The following is a 23,128-nucleotide window of genomic DNA, read 5'->3' as shown; positions in this document are numbered from 1 at the left end:
CCTAAACGCACTGGATTTTTTATGTGCATGTGACTAGCGGTACACAAGCAACATGGTAGAATGCCGCCATTAATCTTATCCTTGTATAAGATTGTTGAACCTTTCCATCGCTATTTAGCCAAATCATACCGAGAAACTTATGCCATTTTCCAAGCTTGGATTAAGCTCACCTATTGTTAAAGCCGTTGCAAAACAAGGCTATGAAAAGCCAACCTCTATTCAAGAAAAAGCAATTCCGATTGTGCTTTCTGGTAAGAACCTTATTGCTGCTGCACAAACAGGTACAGGTAAAACTGCGAGCTTTGTTCTCCCTATCTTAGAAATGCTAAGTAAAGGTGAAACACAACGTAAAAAACGCATTCGCGCTGTTATTCTGACACCAACTCGTGAGCTTGCGATTCAAGTTGAGCAGAACATTACTAAGTACGCGAAGTTCCTAAACCTGACATCATTAGCGATGTACGGTGGCGTGTCTTACCAGCACCAAAAAGACCGTCTGATTGAAGGTGTTGATATTCTTGTGGCAACACCAGGTCGTTTGATCGATATGTACGGACAACGTGCCGTTCACTTTGATGAAGTTGAAGTTCTGGTTCTTGATGAGGCCGACCGCATGCTAGACATGGGTTTCATTGAAGACATCAACAAGATCATCGCACGTCTACCACAAGACATCCAAAACCTGCTGTTCTCGGCAACGCTTTCAACGCCAGTGCGTGCGCTAGCGAAAAGTGCAATCAGTGAAGCGGAAGAGATTTCAATTGCCAAAACTGACGCGTCTAAAGCGAACATTGAGCAATGGTTGGTAACGGTAGATAAAGACCGTAAATCAGCACTATTGAGCCACATGATTACCGAAGGTAATTGGGATCAAGCGCTTATCTTTATCGAAACCAAGCACGGCGCGGCTAAGTTGGTGGCTCAACTTGAAAAGCGTGGCATTCAGGCAGAAGCTTTCCACAGTGGACGCAGCCAAGCGATTCGTGAAAAGATTCTGGCTGACTTCAAGAAAGGTCGCCTAAAATACTTAGTAGCAACAGGCGTTGCTGCGCGTGGTATCGATATCGATAACTTAAGCCGCGTAGTGAACTACGACATCCCATTCCCAGCGGATGACTATGTTCACCGTATTGGTCGTACAGGCCGTGCTGATGCATCTGGTGAAGCGATCTCTTTCCTATCGAAAGACAACTTCAAGAACCTGTGCATTATTGAAAAGCGCCTTGGTCACCTGATTGAGCGTCGTGTAGTGGAAGGTTTCGAACCACGCAAAGAAGTGCCTATTTCAGTGCTGAACTTCGTTCCTAAGAAGAAAAGAGAACAGCAACAAGACTAAGTAATTTCAGTTACAGAAAATGCAAAAGTCGCGTTAGCCAAAAAAATAAAACGAAGCCTAATGTGGCTTCGTTTTGCTCTTAGAAATACAAATAAAATTGAGGCCATAAGATGATCACTCCTATCGCAACGAGATTAACCCGAGGCCAAGACCTGAAGCTTGAGCTCCAAAAGCTAGTGACAGAGCACAATATCTCAGCGGGCTCTGTCGCGTCGTGTGTCGGGTGTGTTTCTCAGCTCAATATTCGTTTGGCTAATGCAAGCAACACCAAACTAATCACAGCTCCGTTCGAAATTGTGTCACTTATGGCGACGCTAACCCCAGCCCACCAGCATGTTCATATATCCGTTGCTGCTGAGAATGGTGATGTGATTGGTGGGCATTTGCTTGAAGGGACGATTATCGCAACCACCGCTGAATTGATTGTTCACCGTTACGATACTTTGACCTTCAACAGAGAGCATGATGATTCGACGGGTTACACTGAGATCACTATCAGCAGTAACACATTATAGCTTCACTAATAGCACCGCCAAACGCCTCATATAAAGCGATAGCACCCAATAGTAATTAGGAAACACGATGGCTCCAAACTGCGCAGACTCCGTTATCGTTCTCGATTTCGAAACCACAGGCTTATCTCCCAACATGGGCGACCGAGCGATTGAGATCGGTGCAGTTAAGCTCGTTAACGGCGAAGTTGTCGACACCTTCCAACAACTCATGAACCCTGGGTTTCGTGTCAGTGGATTCATTGAAGGTTATACAGGGATCAGTAACCGTATGTTAATCACAGCGGCCAGTTGTAGTGAAGTGATGGATGAGTTTGCAGACTTCATTCAAGGCAGCCAACTTGTTGCTCACAATGCGTCGTTTGATAAGCGCTTTCTCGATGCCGAGTTCGACTTTATTGGCCGAGACTATACAGGTAAGTTCGCTTGCTCAATGCTGATTGCTCGTCGTCTAATCCAAGACGCGCCGACCCATAAACTGGGTGACCTTGTGCGGTTTAAGAATATCGACAACGACGGTACTTTCCACAGAGCGTTAGCCGATTCAGAAATGACAGCACGGTTGTGGTTATTAATGATTGATGAACTGCAAAGTGATCACGGTATTCAACAGCCGAGCTTTCAACTGATGCAGAAAATATCTAAGACCGCTAAAGGCTCGATTCCAAAGCTGCTGATGAGTAATCGAGGTTAAAACCCTAACCATACGATAATGACTGAAAGGCTGATGGGGTTAACACGATCAGCCTTTTCATTTATTAACGAAGCTTACTGGTAGCCTACTCCTGCAGTGTCACCAGCGTTGATTTGAGACTCTCTAGTTCATTCATGAAATAAGACCATTGCTTATCACTACTCACTGCCGCGATATCCACCAAAAACTTCGCTGATGTCTGCATATTCTTTTCAAGCTTAGACTCCAGTTCTTGCGGATAATAAGCTTCATTGTTCAGAAGCAGGTTCATAATAATTGGCTGAGCGATATGCAGATCGGTCTTCTTTTTCATCAGTATCGATAGATCTTGATAAGTGTTATTTTGATATTTGCGCCAGCTATCATTGGTATTAATCCACTCTTGAGACCAAGTTAAAATAATCTGTTGTTGCTCTTTCGATACCGATCCTAGCCATCGCTCTAGTCTCTCTTCTATTCGACTCCGATATCGCTCCCTCGAATCTTCATCATTCAATGATAATCTTTCTTCGTAATAGTCTTGTTGCTTTTCTCTGAAGTTCTTTAAGAATTCGTTATCTTGCTTAGGAGTAAGCTGCATACTTAACCCGTAAACATCGGGAGCTAATTTATTAACGATAGAACGAATATGATGTTTAATTTGCTCACCCTGGTCAACGATAAACGCAGAATTAATATCGGAACGAGCAATACTTTGAATCACTTCTAATTGCGAAATATACAGCGGCAGTTGAGTTTCTTTATGCCATAGCTGTAATACATCGAGGCGTTCTTCGAGCTCTGATTCTTGACTATTAGATAGAGAAACAAAATCTTCGATATAGCTAATCGCAAACCAACTGATATTGTTATAGGCGAATTTCGTCCCACACCCGGCAAATAGAAAGCACACGAATACGACTAACCAACGGCATTTCCTCATTACACCCTCTCATCATATGTTACTGGTCAACGAACACCAAAATGGTATTATCAGATTACTGTTGACCTTATAACATTAGCTATAAAAGCACCTTATCGTAAAAACTTTCAGATAAATTGAGACTTCACCTTGCTAAACCGTCTCTTTAGGCAAATGATTAAAATAAAACTTACGACTAGCAGTGATATTATTCGACTTTTTATTGTTCATTGAGAACAATGCAATACATATTAGCGGTATGTATTTTGCATAGATTATAATGGTTAGTATTTGGGAGGCAAGCTATGGCCGCTATTCCTCATCATACAAGCGAATTAGAATATGAGCTTTGCTATTTTGACGCTGGAAAAATAACCACAATTACGATATTCGCTAATAATCGACAGGAAGCGATGACTTGGTATCTTAGCGAAGGAAAACATATCAACGATCTTTATTCCATCAGACCTGATGAATAGATCAACTGTGGAAACCCCTTTACTGCATTGTCGTAAATATTGCACTTTGCAGTAAAGGGCTTTAGTCTCGAATTACTTCAGGATTCGGGCGCGGAATTGGCGACCCTTCATTTTTCCTGATTCTATTTTACCTAGCGCTTTCTTAGACACAGATCTTTCTACCGCTACGTAAGCACGCATTGCAAACAAGTTGATCTTACCGACTGATTTACCATCAATACCACCTTGACCCGTCAATGCACCAAGAATATCACCTGCACGAAGCTTAGCTTTCTTACCGCCATCAATCTGGATGGTTACCATATTTGAGTAGTAAGGCTTGGCAATTGGCTTTGCTGGAAGCTCAGATGGCTCGATAGGCATGTCCATGTACTCATCAATTTGAGCAACACGGTACATCTCTTTTTCGCTAAAGAAGCTGATAGCTACGCCTTTGCTTCCTGCACGGCCAGTACGACCAATGCGGTGTACGTGAACTTCAGGGTCGCGAGATAGCTCAAAGTTGAATACAGCATCTAGGTTATCAACATCAAGACCACGAGCCGCAACGTCTGTCGCGACTAGAATCGAGATCGTTTTGTTTGAGAACTGAACCAAAGCTTGGTCACGTTCACGCTGCTCCATGTCGCCATGAAGCTCGATCACGCTGAAACCACGGTGGCTTAGCTCATCGTTTACGTTCTGTACTTCTTTCTTAGTGTTACAGAACACAACCGCTGATTCTGGTTGATGATGAAGAAGAAGTAACTCTAACGCGTCATCACGAGCTTCAGTCCCTTCCACTTTGTAGAAGTGTTGCTGAATGCTTGAGTGATCATGCGTTGATTCAACCTTCACCATTTCTGGATCACGCATGATGCGGTCTGCAACAGATTTGATCTGTTTAGGGAAAGTTGCACTGAAGAGCAGAGTTTGACGCTCTTTTGGAGCCGCTTCAATCACTGCATCCAAAGCGTCTTGGAAACCCATTTCTAGCATGCGGTCGGCTTCATCCAACACAAGCGTGTTCAACTCAGATAGGTCAATACGATCTTTTTCTAGATGGTCAAGGATACGGCCAGGCGTGCCCACAAGAATGTGTGCGCCATGCTCTAGTGAACCAATCTGTGGGCCCATTGGCATACCGCCACATAGTGTCAGCACTTTAATATTGTGAATACCACGAGCAAGAGTACGGATCTCTTTTGCTACTTGGTCTGCAAGCTCACGAGTCGGACATAACACTAAAGACTGAACACGGAAACGCTTAACGCGTAGGTTCTGCAGCACGCCTAAACCAAAAGCAGCTGTTTTACCTGAACCCGTTTTACCCTGACCGATAACGTCCTTACCATTTAGGATTGTAGGAAGACTTAACGCTTGGATCGGCGTCATTTCAGTATAACCAAGAGAATCTAACGTATTTAGAAGCTCTGGCTTAAGGGCGATTGAAGAGAATTTTGAAATGCTCAATGGAAATATCCAACTGGTGAAAAACAGAGTGCATTATGAGTGTTTTTGAAAATTATTCCACCTTAATCACAGTTTTGAAGAAACATGTTAGGCAGACACAAAAAAGCCAGCTTTGTTAGCTGGCTTATAGTCATTTTCGAATTGCTTCCTATGGCACACCGTGACCTTTAGATGCAACCCAAACGCGATACCATTGTTCGCGAGTCAGTTCAATTTTCAATGCATCAACGGCTGTCTTCACACGTTCAATCTTACCTGAACCGATAATCGCAATTGGGTTAGACGGCAAACGACGAACCCAAGCATAAATAACTTGGTCAATGCTGTCTGCACCCACTTCTTGGCGAATCGCTTCTAGTTCATCACGTACGCGAATCGCTTGCTCTGAATCGCCATTGAAAATGCTACCACCACCTAAACAAGACCACGCCATTGGGCGTATACGATTCATCTGCAGTTGATCTAAGGTGCCATCATGGGCAACTTCGAAGTTCAACGGGTTAATTTCTACTTGGTTGGTAATGAGTGGCTTACCTAGTCGAGATTGCAGCAGTTCAAACTGGCGCGGTGAAAAGTTTGATACACCGAAGTGTTTAACTTTGCCGACCTTATGCAATTCTGCAAAAGCTTCTGCAACCTCATCCGCATCCATAAGTACATCAGGGCGATGAATCAGTAATACATCAAGTTCGCTTACACCCAAACGTTCAAGAGAATTATTTACGGATTGGTAAATATGGTGCGCGCTGGTGTCATAGTGATTGATCTTACGAACAGGAGTGTGGTCACCACACAAGTTGATGTCGCACTTGGTGACGATTTGGATCTCATCACGAAGGCTTGGCTCAAGCGCTAATGCTTCACCAAATAACTTTTCACATTGGTAGTTACCGTAAATATCGGCGTGATCAACCGTTGTGATACCAAGATCAATATGCTGCTTAAGGAAAGTCAGGCGTTGTTTAGGGGTCATGCCCCACTCTGCTGTACGCCAGTATCCTTGCACCAGCTCAGAAAGTTCTAAGCCTTGCGGCGCTGTCGTTACTTTTGCAACCATGGGTTGTCTCCTTTATCAATACTGAGCGTATCCTATGCTCGTTTTACTGAAGGCTCAACGTATAACAATTGGCAAAACTAAACGCTTACTAAAAATGTGAGAGCCACATGAAAAACGAGCACAGAAATGAAGAATAGCTTGCTGTCTGCCCGTGAACCGTTAACCCAAAAGGCTTGTTGCTCTAATGAAATACGAGAGTATCTATAAATTTGAGCGATTAAAAACGATTTAGTTCAACAGTTAAGTCGCCACCATCAGTATGCAACTGAACCCAAGGCTCTGAAGTACGAGAAGAAGATGAGGAAGAATTAGGAACATTCCATAGGCTCATTTGCTCGGATGAATGGTGTGGCGCATTGATAAACTCAACGAGCTGCTTATCTACCTCACCAAAACCTACGCCTTCACGTTCCGCTTGTTCGAGTTGAGCGACGACATCGAACTCATCTTCCCCTATACGAATTGAACTCAGAGCAAAGCCATCTTGACGAAGGTAAGCCTGAAGCTTCGTATAATTTAATTTTGAATGCGGTAGGCTTAAGCGAACCACTTCGATACTCGATTCATCCAACTCCAGTTCAACGTAAACATCCAGGTCGTAATATTGAGTGAGGTCACTGCACAACACAGTGCCTTCGATCTCGCCGCAATCCATAAGGTCGATATCGTTAATATAGTGTTTGGAACTCGCTTGAACTGAACTGCTGTTGAATACCGTTCGTAGCCACCAAGCCTCGGTCGCTTGTACGGAAAGTGAAATAACATTCAGAGCCAATAAAAAAGGGAGAATTAAGACAGGACGAGTTCTCATTAATTGTGCTTATTTTGCTTACTATGGAGCACACATTATACGTGACCAATGACCAAACAACCGATCAAGGCACAAATTTTAGGCAAAAAAACGGGCATACATGCCCGCTAAATAAATTCTATCGCCGAATCACATAACCCGTCACATTGACAACCATTACGATAGTGACAAGATCACGCCGTCAACTTCAGTACAGAACGTCTCATCAATTACTTATAACCGCCTTCGATCGCTGGTTCTTCAAGCGATAACCTAACTTTATTACGCTGAATCGCTTCCTGTGGCAAACTGATGAAACCGTAACGGTTCAACACTGCTTGATGATCTTGTGAGAGCGTGAGCCCGATAAAGAACTTCTCTTGTTCAGTGAACCCCTTTCGGTGCGCCGGAATATTCAGGTACATATAATAAACCGTTGCTAACGGGTAGCGACCAGAGAGGATCGTTTCCTTGTTTAGGTCGTAGTTCACGCCTAGGTTATCGACCACGCTCAACCATTTCACATCCGAGATTTGGTCCGAGTAAACGGTATAACCAATTGCCGCTTCTTCGCCTTCAATCTTATTAACAAGCTCAGGCAGATCCGCTAAGAATTGCGTATTCGCATATTCCCCGTTAGTTCCACACTCGACCCAACTCGAAAACGTAGTATGGCCTTGCAGATTGTGGTCGATAGCAAAAGGCAACATGTGGGTATCTAAGCTTTCACCATCGCGAATATCACTGCTTGGTTTCCATTTGGGATGTTTAAGCTCATTAGAACAACCAAACACATCTATTAATTCTGCTACAGTAACTGACGTCGCAGGGTTATTCTCATTCGCTAGAATCGCAATCACATCAGCGGTAAACATCAGCTCTGTCGGCCTATAACCATAACGCATGTCAAATCTAGCCATCTCCTTGTCAGTCCACTTTTTAGAAGTGATACCAACACGCGAGCGCTGCATGATCATCTGCTCTGGAACACTGTCACTCAGTAAAAGCTCTAGATCGATCTCTTGGCTTTTAAGCAAGTCTTCAACGAGCCCCTGCATATTCGGTTCAATCGCCACCAAACCAATATCACGGACATCACTAGCCAACACCGATACCGAAAAAAGCACAGGCACAGCAGCAAGCAGCACGCCCGATTTATTAAATAGACGCTTCATTACATGCCCCCTACTGGATCAATCGGTGTCTTAGATTCAACATCGCTGTTACTGTCGAGTTGCATCTCTGAGGTGAATATGTTCCAAGATGGGTTAACTTCCATGCTCTCTGTTTTTAACACCGCTATCGTTCTGCGCTTACGCTTGTGAAGGTGCTGAGTTAAGCTGGTTATCTGAGTAAATTCTTGTTCGAAAATTCGCTCACCATCGACACCTCTATCAACCAGTGCATCTCGAATGACACCCGTTCTTTTCTTAGCCAGTGCTTTGTTATAAACGTTGGTGCCTTCTGAACTTGTATCGCCGACCAAGGTAACTGAGGTCTCTGGCTGCTCACCCAGTAAACGCACTAACTCATTTAACACGGTTGTGTGCTCTGGTTTAAGGTCATATTTATCAAAATCAAATGCCACGCTTAAGACCTCAACATCTTCGATAATCTTCCAATCGGCACACCCTTTAATATCAACAAGTACGCCTTCTGGCGTATCATCACAAAGGTCTCGCTGGTTTATCACACCATCGCGATCATTATCCGCTAAGTCATCAATTTGATGTCGAGTCATTGTGGTATCAGGCGTTTCCGCACATCCCATCAACAAGATAGAACTAAGTAGCGCTAGTTTAAAATATCTCATTACTTATTCTCCCCTTGCCACTCATCTGGATGTTCAATCCTTAATGCGTAAGTCAACATGCCCATCGCATTCAGTACTCGATATGCCGCTAATGTTTGATCATATTCAGTACTGATGAAATTTCGTCGAGCCAAGAACACTTCGACCTTCGCATCCAGCACATCTAAAAGGCTCCGCCTACCAACATTGAATTGTTGGATATAGCCAAGCTCTGCGATTTTGGCAGCATCAACATTCTGTTGAAGTAGGGATTTTTGCTGTTCAAGCATCTTATATGCATTCCAAGCTAGCTGAGTACCCTCTTTAACCTCACGCTCCGTTCTTAACCGTATCGCCCTAGCCTCTTCAACTCGCCAAGCCGATGATTCAACTCTAGAATCAGTAGAGAAGCCATTAAACAAGTCATAATCCATCGTTAGCATTAGTCGAGCATCTTCATCGACACCGCCTGGCGGGTTAGACACGTTGTCGTTTTTATTAGCATGAAGCTCAAGTTTCACCTCTGGATAGTAGTCCCCTTTCTCGCGACGCATCTCTTTACGAGCTGCGTCGATATCAAGCAAAGCGGCTTTGATTTCAGGGTGATTCTCTATCGCCTGTTCAAGGGCTACCTGTGCAGAACTCGGTAACAACGCGTAATCAAAACGTGGGTAAACCATATTGACCGCAGGCTTGCCGACTAGCCGTAGATACTGAGTTTGTAAATCAAACAGATTGTTCTGAGCGGCAATTAGTGAAGATTGCGCGGTCGCGACGCGAGCAGAGATCTGAGCCAGATCCGAGTTACTACTCAACCCTTTGCTCTTTTTATCTTGGATGTCTTGATAGATTTCTTGGTGCTCTTTTACGTTACGTTTAGAAAGCTCCAAAAGCGTTTCGGCTTTCAGGATATCTAAGTAGTTTCTAACTACGTCTAACGATACATTTTCAGCTCGTGAAATCAGAGTTAAACGTTCAGCTTCTGCTTCGTACGTTAGTCGATCAACATTCGACGTGGTTTTAAAGCCATCGAATAGTAACTGAGATACTTTAACGCCAATTTCCGTTCGCGTTAGGCCACGGTCATCGGTATCAAGTTTGCTGCCGCTGTTATAGCGCGTCTCTTCGTAACCTGCCGCCGCATAAAGGTTGACTTGTGGCATATATAAACCACCCGCAGCGTCTCCGTCTCTTATCACCGATTGGTATCGGGAATACTGCGCCAATATCTCTGGACTATAGTCGATAGCAAACGCCACTGACTCTTCTAATGAGGCGGCTTGAGACAGCCCACTCATTAGTAAGCAAGAAGAGAGTAAGAATTTTGAATGCATTACACTTCCTTTTATGTTTATGCTCTAATTCACTTCATCGTTCGCGAAGTGAATTTGCCTTAGCTCGCAAAATAGGTTTTAACCAATAGCTCAATACTGTTTTTTCTCCGGTCAAGATATCAACCGCGACTTGCATCCCAGGGATAATGCTAAAAGCAGAGTTTTGTTGTTGGTCTTCGTTTAACTGAATATGGGCGCGATAATAAGCATTGCCGTCTTCGGTTTGTAAGGCGTCGGCACTGACATAAATCACCTCACCTTTAAGTCCGCCATAAATGACAAAATCATAGGCCGTGAATTTGACTGTGGCATCCAGCCCCTTATGAACAAATGCAATGTCTTGAGGAGAGATTCTTGCTTCAACAATCAGCTCGCTGTTTGACGGGATAATCTCAATAATAGGCTCCCCCGGACGGACGACACCACCGATAGTCCGAACAAAGATCTCTTTTACTGTGCCATCAACAGGCGCTAAAATTTGCGTTCGTTTAAGTTGGTCTGCGATCGCCTGCTGGCTTTCATTCAATTGCGCTATTTTGCTGGCCACTTCGTTCAATTGACCTTGTGCTTTGGCGCGAAAATCTAACGCTATGCTACGGTGATCCGCTATCGACTCTGAGTAAGCAGCTCTCTGCTTCTGAGCCGCCACTTTTGAGCTGGCAATATCACCTTTCAGCTTGACCACATCACGGTTCAGTTTTAGCAACTCAACTTCCGCAACCGCACCACTCGCTACCACGTCTTTCAACATGTTGCGCTCTCGAATCACAATCTCGAGGCTGCTTTCAAGAGTCTGGATATTATTCAGCGTATCGACACGTGCTTGGTCTTGTTGCTCGATGCGAAGTGCCGCCTCTTCCAGTTCCGATTTCAACTGCCCTAAACGCTCTCGGTAGTTAGCTTTCGCGTTCATTAAAGCGGGATGGCTTGATACATCGACAGCAATATCTTGCGGTACCAAGACCACTCGCTCATACCATTCTTTTGCATCATTATTTAAAACGACTGTCGACAGCTCGGCCTTTAATCTTAATTGCTGAGCAAGTAAGGTGTCAGCTTGCTGGGCTGACTCTAAAAAAGCCGCTTTAAAACGTGTCTCTTCTAGCTTGGCCAGAGGTTGCCCTTTCACCACGGGTTGGCCTTGTTGCACCAAGATTTCTTGGACCAAACCGCCCTCTAGACTTTGAATCGTTTGTACCGAAAGACTCGGCACAACTTTTCCTTCACCGATCACGACTTCCTCTAATGTTGCCCACATAGCCCAACCGATAATCGACACTATCAATAACGCACTTAGCCAGATCAGTTTACGAGAACGAAATGCCAAGTGGTTATTAGTCCATTGAATATCATTACTCATGCCGGCCTCCCTTCACCACAGAAACCGTTTTAAAACGGCTCGCTCCTTTCGGTATGCTTTTCTTCTGCAGAGAGAGAATGTCTTTCGGTTCACCCTCAGCCACGATTTGGCCTTTATCCAACACAATCACACGATCACACATCATCAAGAATGAAGACTTGTGTGAACTGATCAGCATTGAGGTTTCTCTCGGCATACTTTGCAATGCGTTGAAGAACTGTATCTCAGCTTGATTATCTAGCGCGCTGGTTGGCTCATCCATGATCAATAACTTTGGACAGCGATAAAGCGCCCTTGCAATAGCCACGGCTTGGCGCTGGCCTCCTGAAAGCAATCTACCACCTTCACCGACTGGCGTTTCTAAGCCGTTACTTAAGCGCCCCATATAGCCATTCAAACCTGATTGTTGCAGCGCTTGCCTTAGCTTTTCTTCATCAACGTTGGTTGCACCCAAAGTGACGTTGTCGTAGATACTGCCAAAGATAAGATTGGTGGTTTGCCCAACCCACCCCATGCTGCTACGCAAAACACTAGCTGGCCATAATTGCCCGTCAATGTCTTGATAGAAAGCTTGTCCTGTTGTTGGTAGATACTGGCGAGCAACAATTGATAACAGCGTGGTTTTTCCTGCACCTGCCGCACCAACAAGGCCGACACGTTCGCCCGGTTTTATCTCAAAAGAGAGTTCTTTTAACACTGGGCTTTGTGTTTCTGGGTAGGTAAACGTAACTTCATCTAACCTAACCCCGCCATCAAAGTCACCCTTATCAATTACTTGGTGCTTGGATTCTTCTTGAGGTAGCTCCATAATCTGATTCAAGCCTTCAACGGCCGAACGTGTTTGTTGGAACCTCAGCAGTAGTAGAGAAAGTTGATTCACCGAACTCGCAGCACGTCCACTCAACATCACTACAGCTATCAAACCACCCATGCTCAGCAAGCCTTCAGATATTTGATAAACACCGAAAATGATCAGAGTGATAGTGACGACCTGCTGGCTCGATTGAATGGAGTGCGTCACGATATTGGAGTAATGACGAGATTGAGTTTGCCATTGAGATAATGATGAAATTGTCTGTTCCCAACGCTTTTGGGTGCTCCCCTCAGCGTTGTTTTGCTTGATATCAGGAAGGGTTGTTAAGCAATCAAACAATTGTGCTTGTCTTTGTGTCGACAAACGCGCGGTTTCATCGAATGTTTTTTCGACTTTACCCTTCATCGCAATGCTCAACACAATTAATACCAGCATAATGGCGACAGGAATGAACATCATCGCGCCACCGAGCCAACCAATAAGAAACAGGAAGAGCAAAGTGAATGGCAAATCGACTAAGGTCACCAAAGAGATGGAGGTGAAGAAATCTTTAACGCTATCAAAATCTTGAAGCTGTCTAGCAAATGCGCCTACCGATTGCGGTCGGTTTTCTAACTTCATACCAAGGACTTTAGAGAATAGTTGAGAAGACAACTTGTTATCAATATAGCGTCCAGCCATGTCTGTCACAGAGCTTCGCGAGCTTCTCAATATCCAATCAAAAATAACGACAATACCAACGCCTGCCGCCAGCACCCATAAGGTGTTAAATGCTTGATTTGGCACTACACGGTCGTATACATTCATGGTAAAAAGAGGCACGACTAGCGCGAGCAAGTTGATCAAGAATGAAGCGATAAACAGATCGCGATACCAAGGCTTCACTTCTTTGACCACCCGCCATAACCAGCGAGTGTTGGATTTGCTGTCACTGCGCTCATGTGACTGAACACGCGAATCATCAAGAGCTTGAGCACCGACTTGCCACACATACGATTCCACCCGAGCAACCAAGTCTTTTAAGGAAGTTTCTTGCCTTGAATTGATTTCGCAGTCCAATACTTGAAAATCGCCACCGGAGCCTTGAGTGACGACAATGGGACTCCCTGTGGCAGAATTAACAGCAACAACGGGGAACTGACATTGAGTCAGTAATTCTTTTTTTACGTGGCTCAGAGTTAAGCCCGATTTCTCAATCGCTCTTGGGAAAAGGGACTCATTGAGCCTTCCTTCGACTAAAGGTAGGCCAGACACTATTTTGGAAGGGTGGCTTCGAACATTAAAATGCTCACATAACCACTCAACACAACCTAGCCAGCTGTCTTTATGTTCTACCAATCTAAACTTCCTTTTATAGACCTTACATCTAACTTACAGCGTTAAATTATTGTCTTCTATCATTTTTTGTAAAATTTGTGCTTCTAATGCACTGCTACTGTCGCCTTGATACAGATCGTCGTACGTAACATCGGTTAATAAGATGTTTTGTTGAACGTCATCATCTCCACTTGGCTTAATAGAAATGGTCACGCCCTCACCAGATTCTTCTAAATCTAGATATTGTGTTGCCCCTAGCCCTGTATTAAGCCCTAGGCTTCCCAAAATACCCGAGAGGTCAATTGCATCCGTATTTGGAGATGCATCAAAATCTTGAACTACATCGTAGCTTGGTGCCTCAGCGCTGCCCAAACCTGATGATTCAAATACAAAATTATCTGAGCCGGTACCGCCAATCAGTAAGTCGTTATCGTCTGTCGCGGTAATGGTAGAGTCGCCGTCAGCAACAAATTCAACCGATACCGTTTGAGGCAACCCTACCGCTTGGTTGTTGCCTATTTCAGCAGAAGGTTCGATGGTGAGTTCAAATGGATCAACGCCATCATAACCGCCAGTAATTGCTAAATTAGACACATCCGCTAAATCCACCACATACTGACCATCAACCATCGATCCGTGTGAGAACGTCAAACCTGCAGGAATATCGTAGATGGTAATAAAACCTTCCTCAGAATCGGCAGGGTTAACTAGAGAAAGATCTAGACCAAGAGGAATCGTGCCGCTTGCTTCCGCGACTATTGATGGATATTCAACGCTCAGTAACGGAGCGTCAGGTTCTGGTGTGATAACCAAGGTCATATCTTGTGAACTTGGATCTCCAATATCTTTGACCAAGTCACCAAGCACCGTATTTTGGTCGACAGTTTGACCAGTAATCGTGATGTCGAGATTGCCCCACGCGTCGCCAGCAAAGAATTCGAGCTCATCCACTGAGCTAGCAGCAACGAGGATCGTTGCTTGTACACTACCATTACCTAAAGAAATAAATGAAGAGGTCTCAGAGCCAATTCGAATTCGATCTAGCCCGACTAAACCTGATGGATCCGAAGTTCCATTCACTATTACCGTAATCTCTAAAAACTCATCACTGTTGGTTTCAAAACTATTGGCATCGAGCGGTATAACAATGCCGTCATCCTCACTACCTGATAGTTGCTCTGGCAACTCGAATAATTCAACTTTGTCACCTATAGGATTAACACCTACAGTAAATTCAGATTGGGTATAACGGATATCCGTAGTACCAACTTCTTGAGTAATAGCCTCTAGAGACAGATTCATATCACCACTAAAGTCTCTTGGTGGCAGAATAACTAGATTAGCTAACTGACTTGGATCGAGCTGCCACTCGTAAGTAGGGCTTCCATTAAAGGTACCGCCATCGGCGCCGTTGTTTGGAACCAACTCATAGGTGTCTCCTACTTTAATCGCGACAACTGCGCCTTCAGGAACTCCCTTCAACGAAAGCGACATATTTTCAGAACCATCTTGGTCAATCAGCTCTGCTCTCAGTGATGACAATGAAATGTAATTATCTTCATCTCCGATAATATCCTCTGTTATCAAGTTCGCCGCATCAGCGATTGGCTCGACAGTAATAGTCACGACCGTCGTTTTATCTTGCGTATCCGTTTCTGTCACGCAATCCGATTCATCGGTAATATTTGCTGTCACAGTGAGGGTGATTTCACCACTGTAATGCTCAGGTGGCGTGACTAACACATCACTCAAACGACTAGGGTCCGTGACCGTCCAAGTCCCGTCGCCATTGTCAACTAACAGCCCGGTGTCTGTTGGAGTTTCAGACAAGGTCGCTCCATTCGAAATGCTCACCGTTAGAGAGTTAACGGTTTCTTTACCGGTAGCGCTATTGCCTTCACCAGTGATTAATTGTCCATCTTCAACGCTATCACCAAGAACCAGTTCAAGGTTAAGGTCTGTCGCGATATCTTCTTGAATGGTTGTGGAGTCGGCTTCAACCGTAATGTCATCGACCACAGGCAAAACTTGGATACTAATGGTTTGGGCCGTCGTCACCGTATCACCGCTACATGGTGAAGTCTCAATTGTCTCTATGGTGAAATCAATACACCCTGCAAAATCTTCATCCAAGCCCGTTAACGTTAGTTTCGAGAGTCCATCTGCAGTGATTGAATAACCGACGATCTCACCAGAAGCATCGTATTCAGCAATAACACCATCACCGGAAATCTCAACGCTTTCAGGAAGTGAATCGGCAGGAATATAGAAAGAGATTTCATTGTCTGGATCACTGCCAACATCGGTGTTTAGCAAGCCAGTGAGATCAATATCTTCCCCTTCAGGTGTTTTAATTTCGCCATCGGGTTGAATCGGGCTCGGTGGGCCAACAGGGTCACAAGAACCGCCACCGCCGTCATGACCAGTAATTTGCAGCGGGAAAGTCGCATCAATATATCTGGCATCTTCACCATCAATCACACGAGCACGAACCACAATATCCAGTACCGGAGTATCACTTGGGCTGGAAATCGTCGCATTATCTAAAATGTACGCTGCAAGCTCTTGGAAAGAGTCACTCGTTAGCCCATCCGCCGATATAATCCAATTCCCAGAGCTATCTTGCGCGGCACCATTAGGGTGCTCAACAATCAACGAATAGCCGTCTGGAATTTCGATCAAAATATAATCGAGGTACTCTGACCCATCGATGTCCGCGTCGACGAACGTCACGGCGTTAGATATATCAACAGGCGAGCCATCTGTACTCTGTAATAGCTCTGTAGAGCCTTCTAATCGAGTGTCTAACTCGACGCGAGCATCTACAGTCACGCTAATGGAACCGCTAATATCTTTAATATCCGTGGCATCAGATGGAGAGATATCCGTGACTTCATAGGTGATAGGAAGTGAGAATGTTCCGCTTAAATCTTCTGTCGCTGTAACAGAAAGCCTACCGCTGCTTAGAAGATCCGAAAGCGTTGGAGTTGTCGAATCCAGTAGAGTGTCCAAATCTAAGCCTGAAGCTGGAACCTGAATAACACTCCCATCAAAATAAAGAGTGAGACCTGCAGGTAGGCTATCAATGGTATAACCCGTCAAGGATTCGCTGCCGTCGATATCCTGATTCACTGAAGGCTCAAGGTTCAGACCTATTTGACTGTCTTCGATACCTTGAGTGTTAACGATTTGACCGTCTTCTTGATCAACGACCGGCGCTACCTCTACTTTAAGAGTCATCGGAAACTCGCCCGAATCACCATCGGGCTCAGTTGAGATAGCAATAACGGTGAGTTCTAATTCACCACTAAAGTCAGGAACCGGCTTGAGATACAGGCCATTCAGTTGAGCGTTAGAGACCTGAAATACTGGGCCAGTAACATCGTCAATATAGGCGATGGTTAACGACACTGGCTCGCCGAATGAATCCACCAGCAAGGTGCCGTCAGGAATATCGGTCAGCAGTATATTAATCTCTTCTGAAACATCGTCATCTGAGGTTTGGACGACAAAATCGAGACGAATCAAACCATCTTCATTGAGAACAGATTGGTTGCTGATAACTTTGGTATCGCTGTCATATTCCCAGTGTGCATTGCCGCCATCCACAACAATAGGCTCATCGACGACACCTTTGAGGAAAATATTGATGGTTTTGGTATCGCTAAGCGCGGTCACGTTAATTGGATCTAATGAATCAACGGTCGATTCCGTCGCTACCGCCGTAACCTTAATAAACAGATCTTCGGTAAATGAACTGATGTCTTCTTTTGGTACTAAATAAGCGACATCGTTCTCAATCGCACCAGCCGACACTAAGTAAGTGTTAGGGCCAATCAGTTCAAATAGTCCGCCTTGAATAGACCAACCGTCTTGCACTTCGATTTGGTAGCTTAACGATTCAGAACCATCGGTATCCGTTAGCGATCCATCAATCACGTTCTTGAGGAAGATGGTTTCATCTTCTAGGCCTTTGTAGTCCTTAACCGATACATGTGGAGTATCAGCATCCGGTGAAATCTCAACCACGACGGTATTGACGATATCGGCCGTTTTATCATCTGGTTCAGCAAAGGTATTCCCCGCTTCAGTCGCAATCGCAGTAATATCAAATTCAAATCGACCCGCGAGGTTTTCATCGGCTCTAATTTCCATTTTGTCGATTTGGGGCTGAGTGTACTCTTTACCCTCTTTAACTGCATTTCCGTTCAAGGTGATATTCAGACCATCTGGAATGCCACTAATGGTGTAAGACAATTCTTCAGATGTATCTTGGTCAACCAACTGAGCGGTGATATCTAATTTAATTGGATCTGCGTCATCTTCAACAGATTGATAGGTGAAGACCGAATCAGACCAATCCGGCGCGTCAGCCACAGGCAAAACAGAAACCGCAATATCGGCTGTAAGTTCCTTTGGAACCGTATCGGTACTAATGATGGCGTTGATTGCTAGAATAACCGTTGAAGTCGTATTCGATTCATGAAGTGCAGGTCGATAAGTCAATTGACCATTTGGGCCAGTAAACTGGCTGTCAATCGCCGTTAGCTGATTACCTGAAAGCGTCACCTTGCCATCAACCACTTGAAGTAATACACCATCTAAATACAGGCTACCGCCTTGCAAAGAATCTTCTGAGAATTCAATGGCCGTAACAGTTTCACTTTGGTCAACGTCTCCAGTAGAAACGCTCACAACGATAATGGCATCGTTGTCTTCTGTGGTTTGAGAATCTTCATAACGAATAAAACCTTCGTTATCATCCAGTATAAGCTCAGCGTTACTAATGACTTCATCGCCATCCGCATCTCGCACCAGATAATCGATGTCATCAACGATCTTAGGATCAGCGGGGTCTGTCGATACGTTTGGATTGGTGATCAGCTGATAACTACCATCAGGTGAAAGCGTAAACTGCCCGTAAGTCGACCCACCATCATAATCATTAATCAAATTGATCGTAATTGGTGTACCTGCGTTATCAAACGTATAGGTGACATTTCGATAAGTGAAGCTAATAATTTCTGCGCCGTCTGCGCCTGAAAATTCTTCGGTTAAGAACTGCCCATTGAGGTTATCACCCTCAACCATTTCAATAGAACCATCTCGAGCAGACGGAACATCATCTTTTACGTTGACAGAATAAATAGCGGGATCAGAACGGTCTCCATCCGCATCATTAACTGTAAGTTCAAAATTGAGGGCGAGATTGTTTTCACCGTTGTTACCGTAGTCGTGATCAAGTGGCGCATATAGATCAAACTCTGTCGTCCCGTCAGTATTAAAACGAATTCTAAATACGTTGCTTCCGTCAGAGTCTTGCCCGTAATACCAACCATCAGGATCAGCAGCCTGAAGGGAGATCGCTTTTCCGGCACTGCTGTAACCAAGTGCATCAAATGCATCAGTATCAATTGATACGGAAGCAATATCGTCTGAGCCTTGAATTATGGATATTGATGGACTCGGTTCTTCAGTACCGGCTTGTTCGTTGTCACCAATGAGTCCATCTTCATCAACAGATATACTACCTACAATTGAGAATGCAGGGTCCTTACCATCGTATATTTTAATGTCGGACTCTTGAGTGTCTCTCGACCCATCAGAATCGATAGTGACGATAGAAGCTGGTATGGTCAGCTCGGTATCTTTCAAACCAGATCCATGATCAATGGACTGATATAACTCAATAACAACCGTTACGTTTGTTGAACCATTTGCTTCAAGAGTAAAGTCATCTGGTAGCCGGATTTTTAAAACAGCATTACCATTGCCAAGAACAGCATCAAATGTACCATTACCGTTGTCACGCCAAGTCAATGCTTCACCATTACTGGTAACAGCAGCACCATCACTGCCTAATACAACTTGGCCATTCGCCACATCTAACCCCAAGTAAACCAGAGGGTCATTACCCGCAGTAACCGCCAAACTCACGTTTGCTGTAGAACCGACTCCCGACGGAGTGATATCAGCAACAGGAACTTCACTGAGTTCAACGGTCCCTGAACCAATCGTTGGTTCTCCGCCATCAGTAATCGAGACGTTCAAGGTTAATTGTGTTTCGTCGTTATCATCATCTCTAGCAGTGATAACAAACGGTATTTCGTCTGTAATGTTTTTTTGGTCAAGCCCCTTAAACAGTTCAAAGGTATAAGTAACATCAGTATCTTCCTCACCTGAAGGTAACGAGAAACTCAAGGTAAACGCTTTATTTTCAACACTTTCAGAGCCGACATAACCAATCAGTTCATTTCCATCGGCCGACACCACATAAATAATTTGCTCGCCACCACTATATAACTGCGGCTGATCTCCTACATCAAAAAATACAGACTCGACAAAGTCACTTCCGACGTTGAGATTGAAGGTGCCAGTATCAGAAACACTGCCGAGAACAAGGTCTGACTCATCGATGCTGGCATTACTGATCGACGTTAAAACAGGGTCCGCACCATCCTCAATAATCCAATCAAACCGCCCTTGTTCTAAAGAAGTACCGTCTAAATCTTCCCCATCAATAATAAGCGGTAAAGTGATGGAATCATTGCTGATCAGGTGGTTTATAGGTTGTTCTAACACTAGGGATACATCTGCTAGAACATCAATACCACTAGCGGCTGCACTCAACGTTAGTGTGAATATCGTTTCTCCATTTGCTTGCGCGGTAATCGTTTTACCATCATTCGATAACGTATAGGTTAGAGGAGACTCCTCACCTCCAGTCGTCAAGCCCAAAGTGTCTAACTGGACCAGAGTATTAGCATTAAAGACAATCGAAGCGGGATCTGGATTATCTGAGCCAGCGGAAACGGTAAACTGACCGACTACAGTTTGGACCCCATCAGACACGTCACCTTCTGAGCTGGTCGTTGTCCCATCAACAACTAACCCCGCCTCACCATCAAAAATATCGATGACTGCAGTGCCATTTCCGAAGTCATTACTGCTATCGCCTGCGACATAGTTGAAAGTGATGTTTTGAGCTACGGTGTGGTCTAAATTTCTGTTGGCGACAAACGTCCAGTGGCCATTTGAAAAAACAGTTAAAACACCTTCATCCAAAGCAAAAGAAACAGGGGTGCTACCTGATAGTGTTTGTGTCGTACCATCAACTTCGACACTTTTTATAGTTAGCTGGGTATCAAGATCGATGTCGTTGTTAAGTACATTTCCTGATACGACTTGACCTTCAATGACTTCATAAGACTCATCAAAAATGAGTGGATCCGAGTCCTTGATAACAATAGGTAAATGACCGATGACGAGCTCAGTCGTGCCGTCCGCATCAGTCTGTAAGCCCTCAATGATCAGAGCTGTCTGAATTGAATCTAATCCTGCCTCTTGGTCGATCACCTTATAGAAGTTGATGTTTACGCTGCTGCCAGAAATAGCAGCGTCGAATACAATTTGGCCATCGCTTCGTGTTCCGACAAGGCTTTGTTTGTCAGCCGATACCGCTATGGTAATCGATAAGCCCTGAGATGTTATTGACTCAGCTAAACTTTGATCATCACCAAACGAGAAGTCTGCAAAATCGATGCGAATATCAGACGTTTGTGTTTCATCTCCGAAAATACCGATGACATTCTCCGAAAACACCACAGATTCAGGAAGAATAATCGTCGGCATGCCATCAATGGCTTCGTTGCCGACTGTATTGAAAACTTTTGCGTCAACCGTCCATTCTGCAGACGAATCCAAAGTAGAGATGTCAATGTTCTCCGCCTGCCAGTTACCCGCAGAATCAACTACGCCCTCAAAGACTAGAGTCTGAGTCCCGTCACTGACTTCAATGTAAACAGGGAGCCCTTCGGCAACATTAGTTGTCCCCTGCATGGTTGTAAGTTGGCCACTACGAAATGCCAAAATGCTAAAACCGTCTAGCGTATCAATGTCAATAACTGGAGATACGGTATCGATAACAACTACCCCTGCACTATTTGCTGCAGAAGCCGGGTTACCTGCTACATCAATCGTGTCAGCCTCGATGGTAATACTACCGTCAGCAAAACTTGTTAAGTCCACACCCTCCACAGACCAAGCGCCATTCACAACCGTTGCTGTCAGCACGATAACATTGGTGGTACTGTCTGAAATACGGATGTTGACCGATTGACCATCCTCAACATTTTGGACTGTACCGAAGAATTTGGCGGATTGAATTTCGAAGCTGTTGAGAACGCCATCACCTCCATCGTCAACACTCGCTGTAATACTTGCGAGCGTATCTTTAACAATGGTGTCAGTCGCTGTAGTAGGGTTTCCGGCCATATCGATGGTGTTAGCAACAACCGTCAACCCACCCTCTGCGAAGCTTGAGTAATCTTGAAGGGTGAGAGTCCAAGTTCCACCGGATACTGTCGTTGTATAGTCTTGTGTGAGACCTTGACTATCGGTAATTGAAATGCTTATCGTCTGACCATCTTCAACATTGGCAACCGTACCAACTAGCACCCCATTCGATATTTCAAATTGGTTGTAAAACTCATCACCAAAACCATCAAAGTCGACATCAATCGTCGCTAGCGTATCTTTGATTGTGGAATCGTTGGCTGTAATGCTATTACCAAAATCATCAGCAATGATCGCATCGACCTGAAGATCGCCTTCAGTCAATAAAGAAAGGTCGACACCGTTTACAACATAAGTTTCGTTATTAGTAATTGCCGTTGTGGTAACCGTGTTGCCATTAACATCAGTGATGGTAAGAACAACGGTACGTCCATCTCGAACATCCGCAGCCGTGCCCGTAATCGTAACACCTGGTACTTCAAATTGGTTTTCGTATCCATCACCGCCATCGAGTATATCAACCGTGAGTTCTGCGCTAGGTAGTAGCGCATCTAGGTTACCGTCGTTTGAGGTAGTGTCTTCTTCTTCATATTCTGTAGGGCGCGTATCAAAGCCTGCTTTCGCAAGGGTTTCGTCTAATGTAGAGCGGACATAAGCAATGAAAGAGGCGCTTGCGCTGGGTTGATCATAGGCAGGACTCTGCTGTTGAGGTGCACTTTCGATGTTGTTGACAAGCTGAGTCACCACCTCTTCTAGCTCCTGCTCAACAGCGGCTATTTGTATTGCTGTGAGGGGTTGAGCCTGTTCCAAACTTTGAGGCTCAATAGTAACGACTTGCACACCTTCAACTTTAAGTTGTGATGCAGGCAGTTGAAGCCAAGTGCCATCAGGGAAGACTTGCCATACAACACCACCAACTTCGATATATAAAATAGGATCCATCCTAAACCTCTTCCTTACAAAAACGCTGACCTGAGAACATGAATAGATTCAAT

At 44.6% G+C, this 23,128-nt stretch carries 14 protein-coding genes; 4 read left to right on the top strand and 10 right to left on the bottom strand.

The genetic code is table 11. The annotated features are described in order from the left end of the window. The first annotated feature begins 139 nt into the window (after positions 1–139). The 3 genes from ACED48_RS02120 to ACED48_RS02110 all read left to right on the top strand — a co-directional run bounded on the left by ACED48_RS02120 (position 140) and on the right by ACED48_RS02110 (position 2,542). Complete coding sequence (locus tag ACED48_RS02120; protein WP_017058006.1) at positions 140–1,336, top strand: DEAD/DEAH box helicase; 1,197 nt, start codon at positions 140–142, stop codon at positions 1,334–1,336. Between the two features lie 110 nt (positions 1,337–1,446). Continuing rightward, positions 1,447–1,851 carry a PPC domain-containing DNA-binding protein gene (locus tag ACED48_RS02115; protein WP_017058005.1) on the top strand — a complete coding sequence of 135 codons (405 nt, stop codon included), beginning with the start codon at positions 1,447–1,449 and terminating at the stop codon, positions 1,849–1,851. Between the two features lie 67 nt (positions 1,852–1,918). After that, positions 1,919–2,542: a PolC-type DNA polymerase III gene (locus tag ACED48_RS02110; protein WP_017058004.1), complete on the top strand. Its 624-nt coding sequence runs from the start codon at positions 1,919–1,921 to the stop codon at positions 2,540–2,542. 85 nt (positions 2,543–2,627) lie between these two features. Here ACED48_RS02110 and ACED48_RS02105 read toward each other — a convergent pair whose 3' ends face one another. Next, complete coding sequence (locus ACED48_RS02105; RefSeq protein WP_017058003.1) at positions 2,628–3,464, bottom strand: DUF6279 family lipoprotein; 837 nt, start codon at positions 3,462–3,464, stop codon at positions 2,628–2,630. Between the two features lie 284 nt (positions 3,465–3,748). On the opposite strand from ACED48_RS02105, the gene ACED48_RS02100 reads away from it, so the two are divergent. Further along, a complete protein-coding gene (locus ACED48_RS02100; RefSeq protein WP_017058002.1) occupies positions 3,749–3,922 on the top strand; it encodes a hypothetical protein in 174 nt (57 codons plus the stop codon). Positions 3,923–3,994: 72 nt separating this feature from the next. On the opposite strand, the gene dbpA is transcribed toward ACED48_RS02100, so the two are convergent. The 9 genes from dbpA to ACED48_RS02055 all read right to left on the bottom strand — a co-directional run bounded on the left by dbpA (position 3,995) and on the right by ACED48_RS02055 (position 23,075). Then, complete coding sequence (dbpA, locus tag ACED48_RS02095; protein WP_017058001.1) at positions 3,995–5,374, bottom strand: ATP-dependent RNA helicase DbpA; 1,380 nt, start codon at positions 5,372–5,374, stop codon at positions 3,995–3,997. 148 nt (positions 5,375–5,522) lie between these two features. Beyond that, positions 5,523–6,431, bottom strand: a complete 909-nt coding sequence (locus ACED48_RS02090; RefSeq protein WP_017058000.1) for an aldo/keto reductase family oxidoreductase — start codon at positions 6,429–6,431, stop codon at positions 5,523–5,525. A 217-nt stretch (positions 6,432–6,648) separates the two neighbouring features. Beyond that, entirely contained in the window at positions 6,649–7,242 is a 594-nt protein-coding gene (locus ACED48_RS02085; RefSeq protein WP_017057999.1) for a hypothetical protein, read from the bottom strand. Positions 7,243–7,451: 209 nt separating this feature from the next. Next, positions 7,452–8,396 carry a PstS family phosphate ABC transporter substrate-binding protein gene (locus ACED48_RS02080; RefSeq protein WP_017057998.1) on the bottom strand — a complete coding sequence of 315 codons (945 nt, stop codon included), beginning with the start codon at positions 8,394–8,396 and terminating at the stop codon, positions 7,452–7,454. Further along, on the bottom strand, positions 8,396–9,034 hold the full coding sequence (locus ACED48_RS02075) for an OmpA family protein (protein WP_017057997.1): 639 nt from the start codon (positions 9,032–9,034) through the stop codon (positions 8,396–8,398). Before ACED48_RS02075 ends, ACED48_RS02080 begins: the two co-directional genes overlap by 1 nt. Further along, positions 9,034–10,347: a TolC family outer membrane protein gene (locus ACED48_RS02070; protein ID WP_017057996.1), complete on the bottom strand. Its 1,314-nt coding sequence runs from the start codon at positions 10,345–10,347 to the stop codon at positions 9,034–9,036. The genes ACED48_RS02075 and ACED48_RS02070 overlap by 1 nt, the downstream gene beginning before the upstream one ends. A 34-nt stretch (positions 10,348–10,381) precedes the next feature. Beyond that, positions 10,382–11,707, bottom strand: a complete 1,326-nt coding sequence (locus ACED48_RS02065; protein WP_017057995.1) for an HlyD family type I secretion periplasmic adaptor subunit — start codon at positions 11,705–11,707, stop codon at positions 10,382–10,384. Continuing rightward, the gene (locus ACED48_RS02060; RefSeq protein WP_017057994.1) at positions 11,700–13,859 is read right to left on the bottom strand and encodes a type I secretion system permease/ATPase; all 2,160 of its coding nucleotides are present in this window, start codon (positions 13,857–13,859) and stop codon (positions 11,700–11,702) included. The genes ACED48_RS02065 and ACED48_RS02060 overlap by 8 nt, the downstream gene beginning before the upstream one ends. A 33-nt stretch (positions 13,860–13,892) precedes the next feature. Further along, a complete protein-coding gene (locus ACED48_RS02055) occupies positions 13,893–23,075 on the bottom strand; it encodes an RTX toxin (protein WP_017057993.1) in 9,183 nt (3,060 codons plus the stop codon). Positions 23,076–23,128: the final 53 nt, after the last annotated feature.

Origin of the sequence: Vibrio sp. 5S239 (assembly GCF_041439575.1) — a bacterium.
Classification (GTDB): Bacteria; Pseudomonadota; Gammaproteobacteria; order Enterobacterales; family Vibrionaceae; genus Vibrio; species Vibrio kanaloae.
Note: the sequence above shows the minus strand (reverse complement) of the source record. Positions and strands in the feature narration are given on the sequence as shown.

Coding starts and splice junctions, on each gene's coding strand:
- ACED48_RS02120 (WP_017058006.1), top strand. CDS start 140: ATGCCATTTTCCAAGCTTGGATTAAGCTCACCTATTGTTAAAGCCGTT.
- ACED48_RS02115 (WP_017058005.1), top strand. CDS start 1,447: ATGATCACTCCTATCGCAACGAGATTAACCCGAGGCCAAGACCTGAAG.
- ACED48_RS02110 (WP_017058004.1), top strand. CDS start 1,919: ATGGCTCCAAACTGCGCAGACTCCGTTATCGTTCTCGATTTCGAAACC.
- ACED48_RS02105 (WP_017058003.1), bottom strand. CDS start 3,464: ATGAGGAAATGCCGTTGGTTAGTCGTATTCGTGTGCTTTCTATTTGCC.
- ACED48_RS02100 (WP_017058002.1), top strand. CDS start 3,749: ATGGCCGCTATTCCTCATCATACAAGCGAATTAGAATATGAGCTTTGC.
- ACED48_RS02090 (WP_017058000.1), bottom strand. CDS start 6,431: ATGGTTGCAAAAGTAACGACAGCGCCGCAAGGCTTAGAACTTTCTGAG.
- ACED48_RS02085 (WP_017057999.1), bottom strand. CDS start 7,242: ATGAGAACTCGTCCTGTCTTAATTCTCCCTTTTTTATTGGCTCTGAAT.
- ACED48_RS02080 (WP_017057998.1), bottom strand. CDS start 8,396: ATGAAGCGTCTATTTAATAAATCGGGCGTGCTGCTTGCTGCTGTGCCT.
- ACED48_RS02075 (WP_017057997.1), bottom strand. CDS start 9,034: ATGAGATATTTTAAACTAGCGCTACTTAGTTCTATCTTGTTGATGGGA.
- ACED48_RS02070 (WP_017057996.1), bottom strand. CDS start 10,347: ATGCATTCAAAATTCTTACTCTCTTCTTGCTTACTAATGAGTGGGCTG.
- ACED48_RS02065 (WP_017057995.1), bottom strand. CDS start 11,707: ATGAGTAATGATATTCAATGGACTAATAACCACTTGGCATTTCGTTCT.
- ACED48_RS02055 (WP_017057993.1), bottom strand. CDS start 23,075: ATGGATCCTATTTTATATATCGAAGTTGGTGGTGTTGTATGGCAAGTC.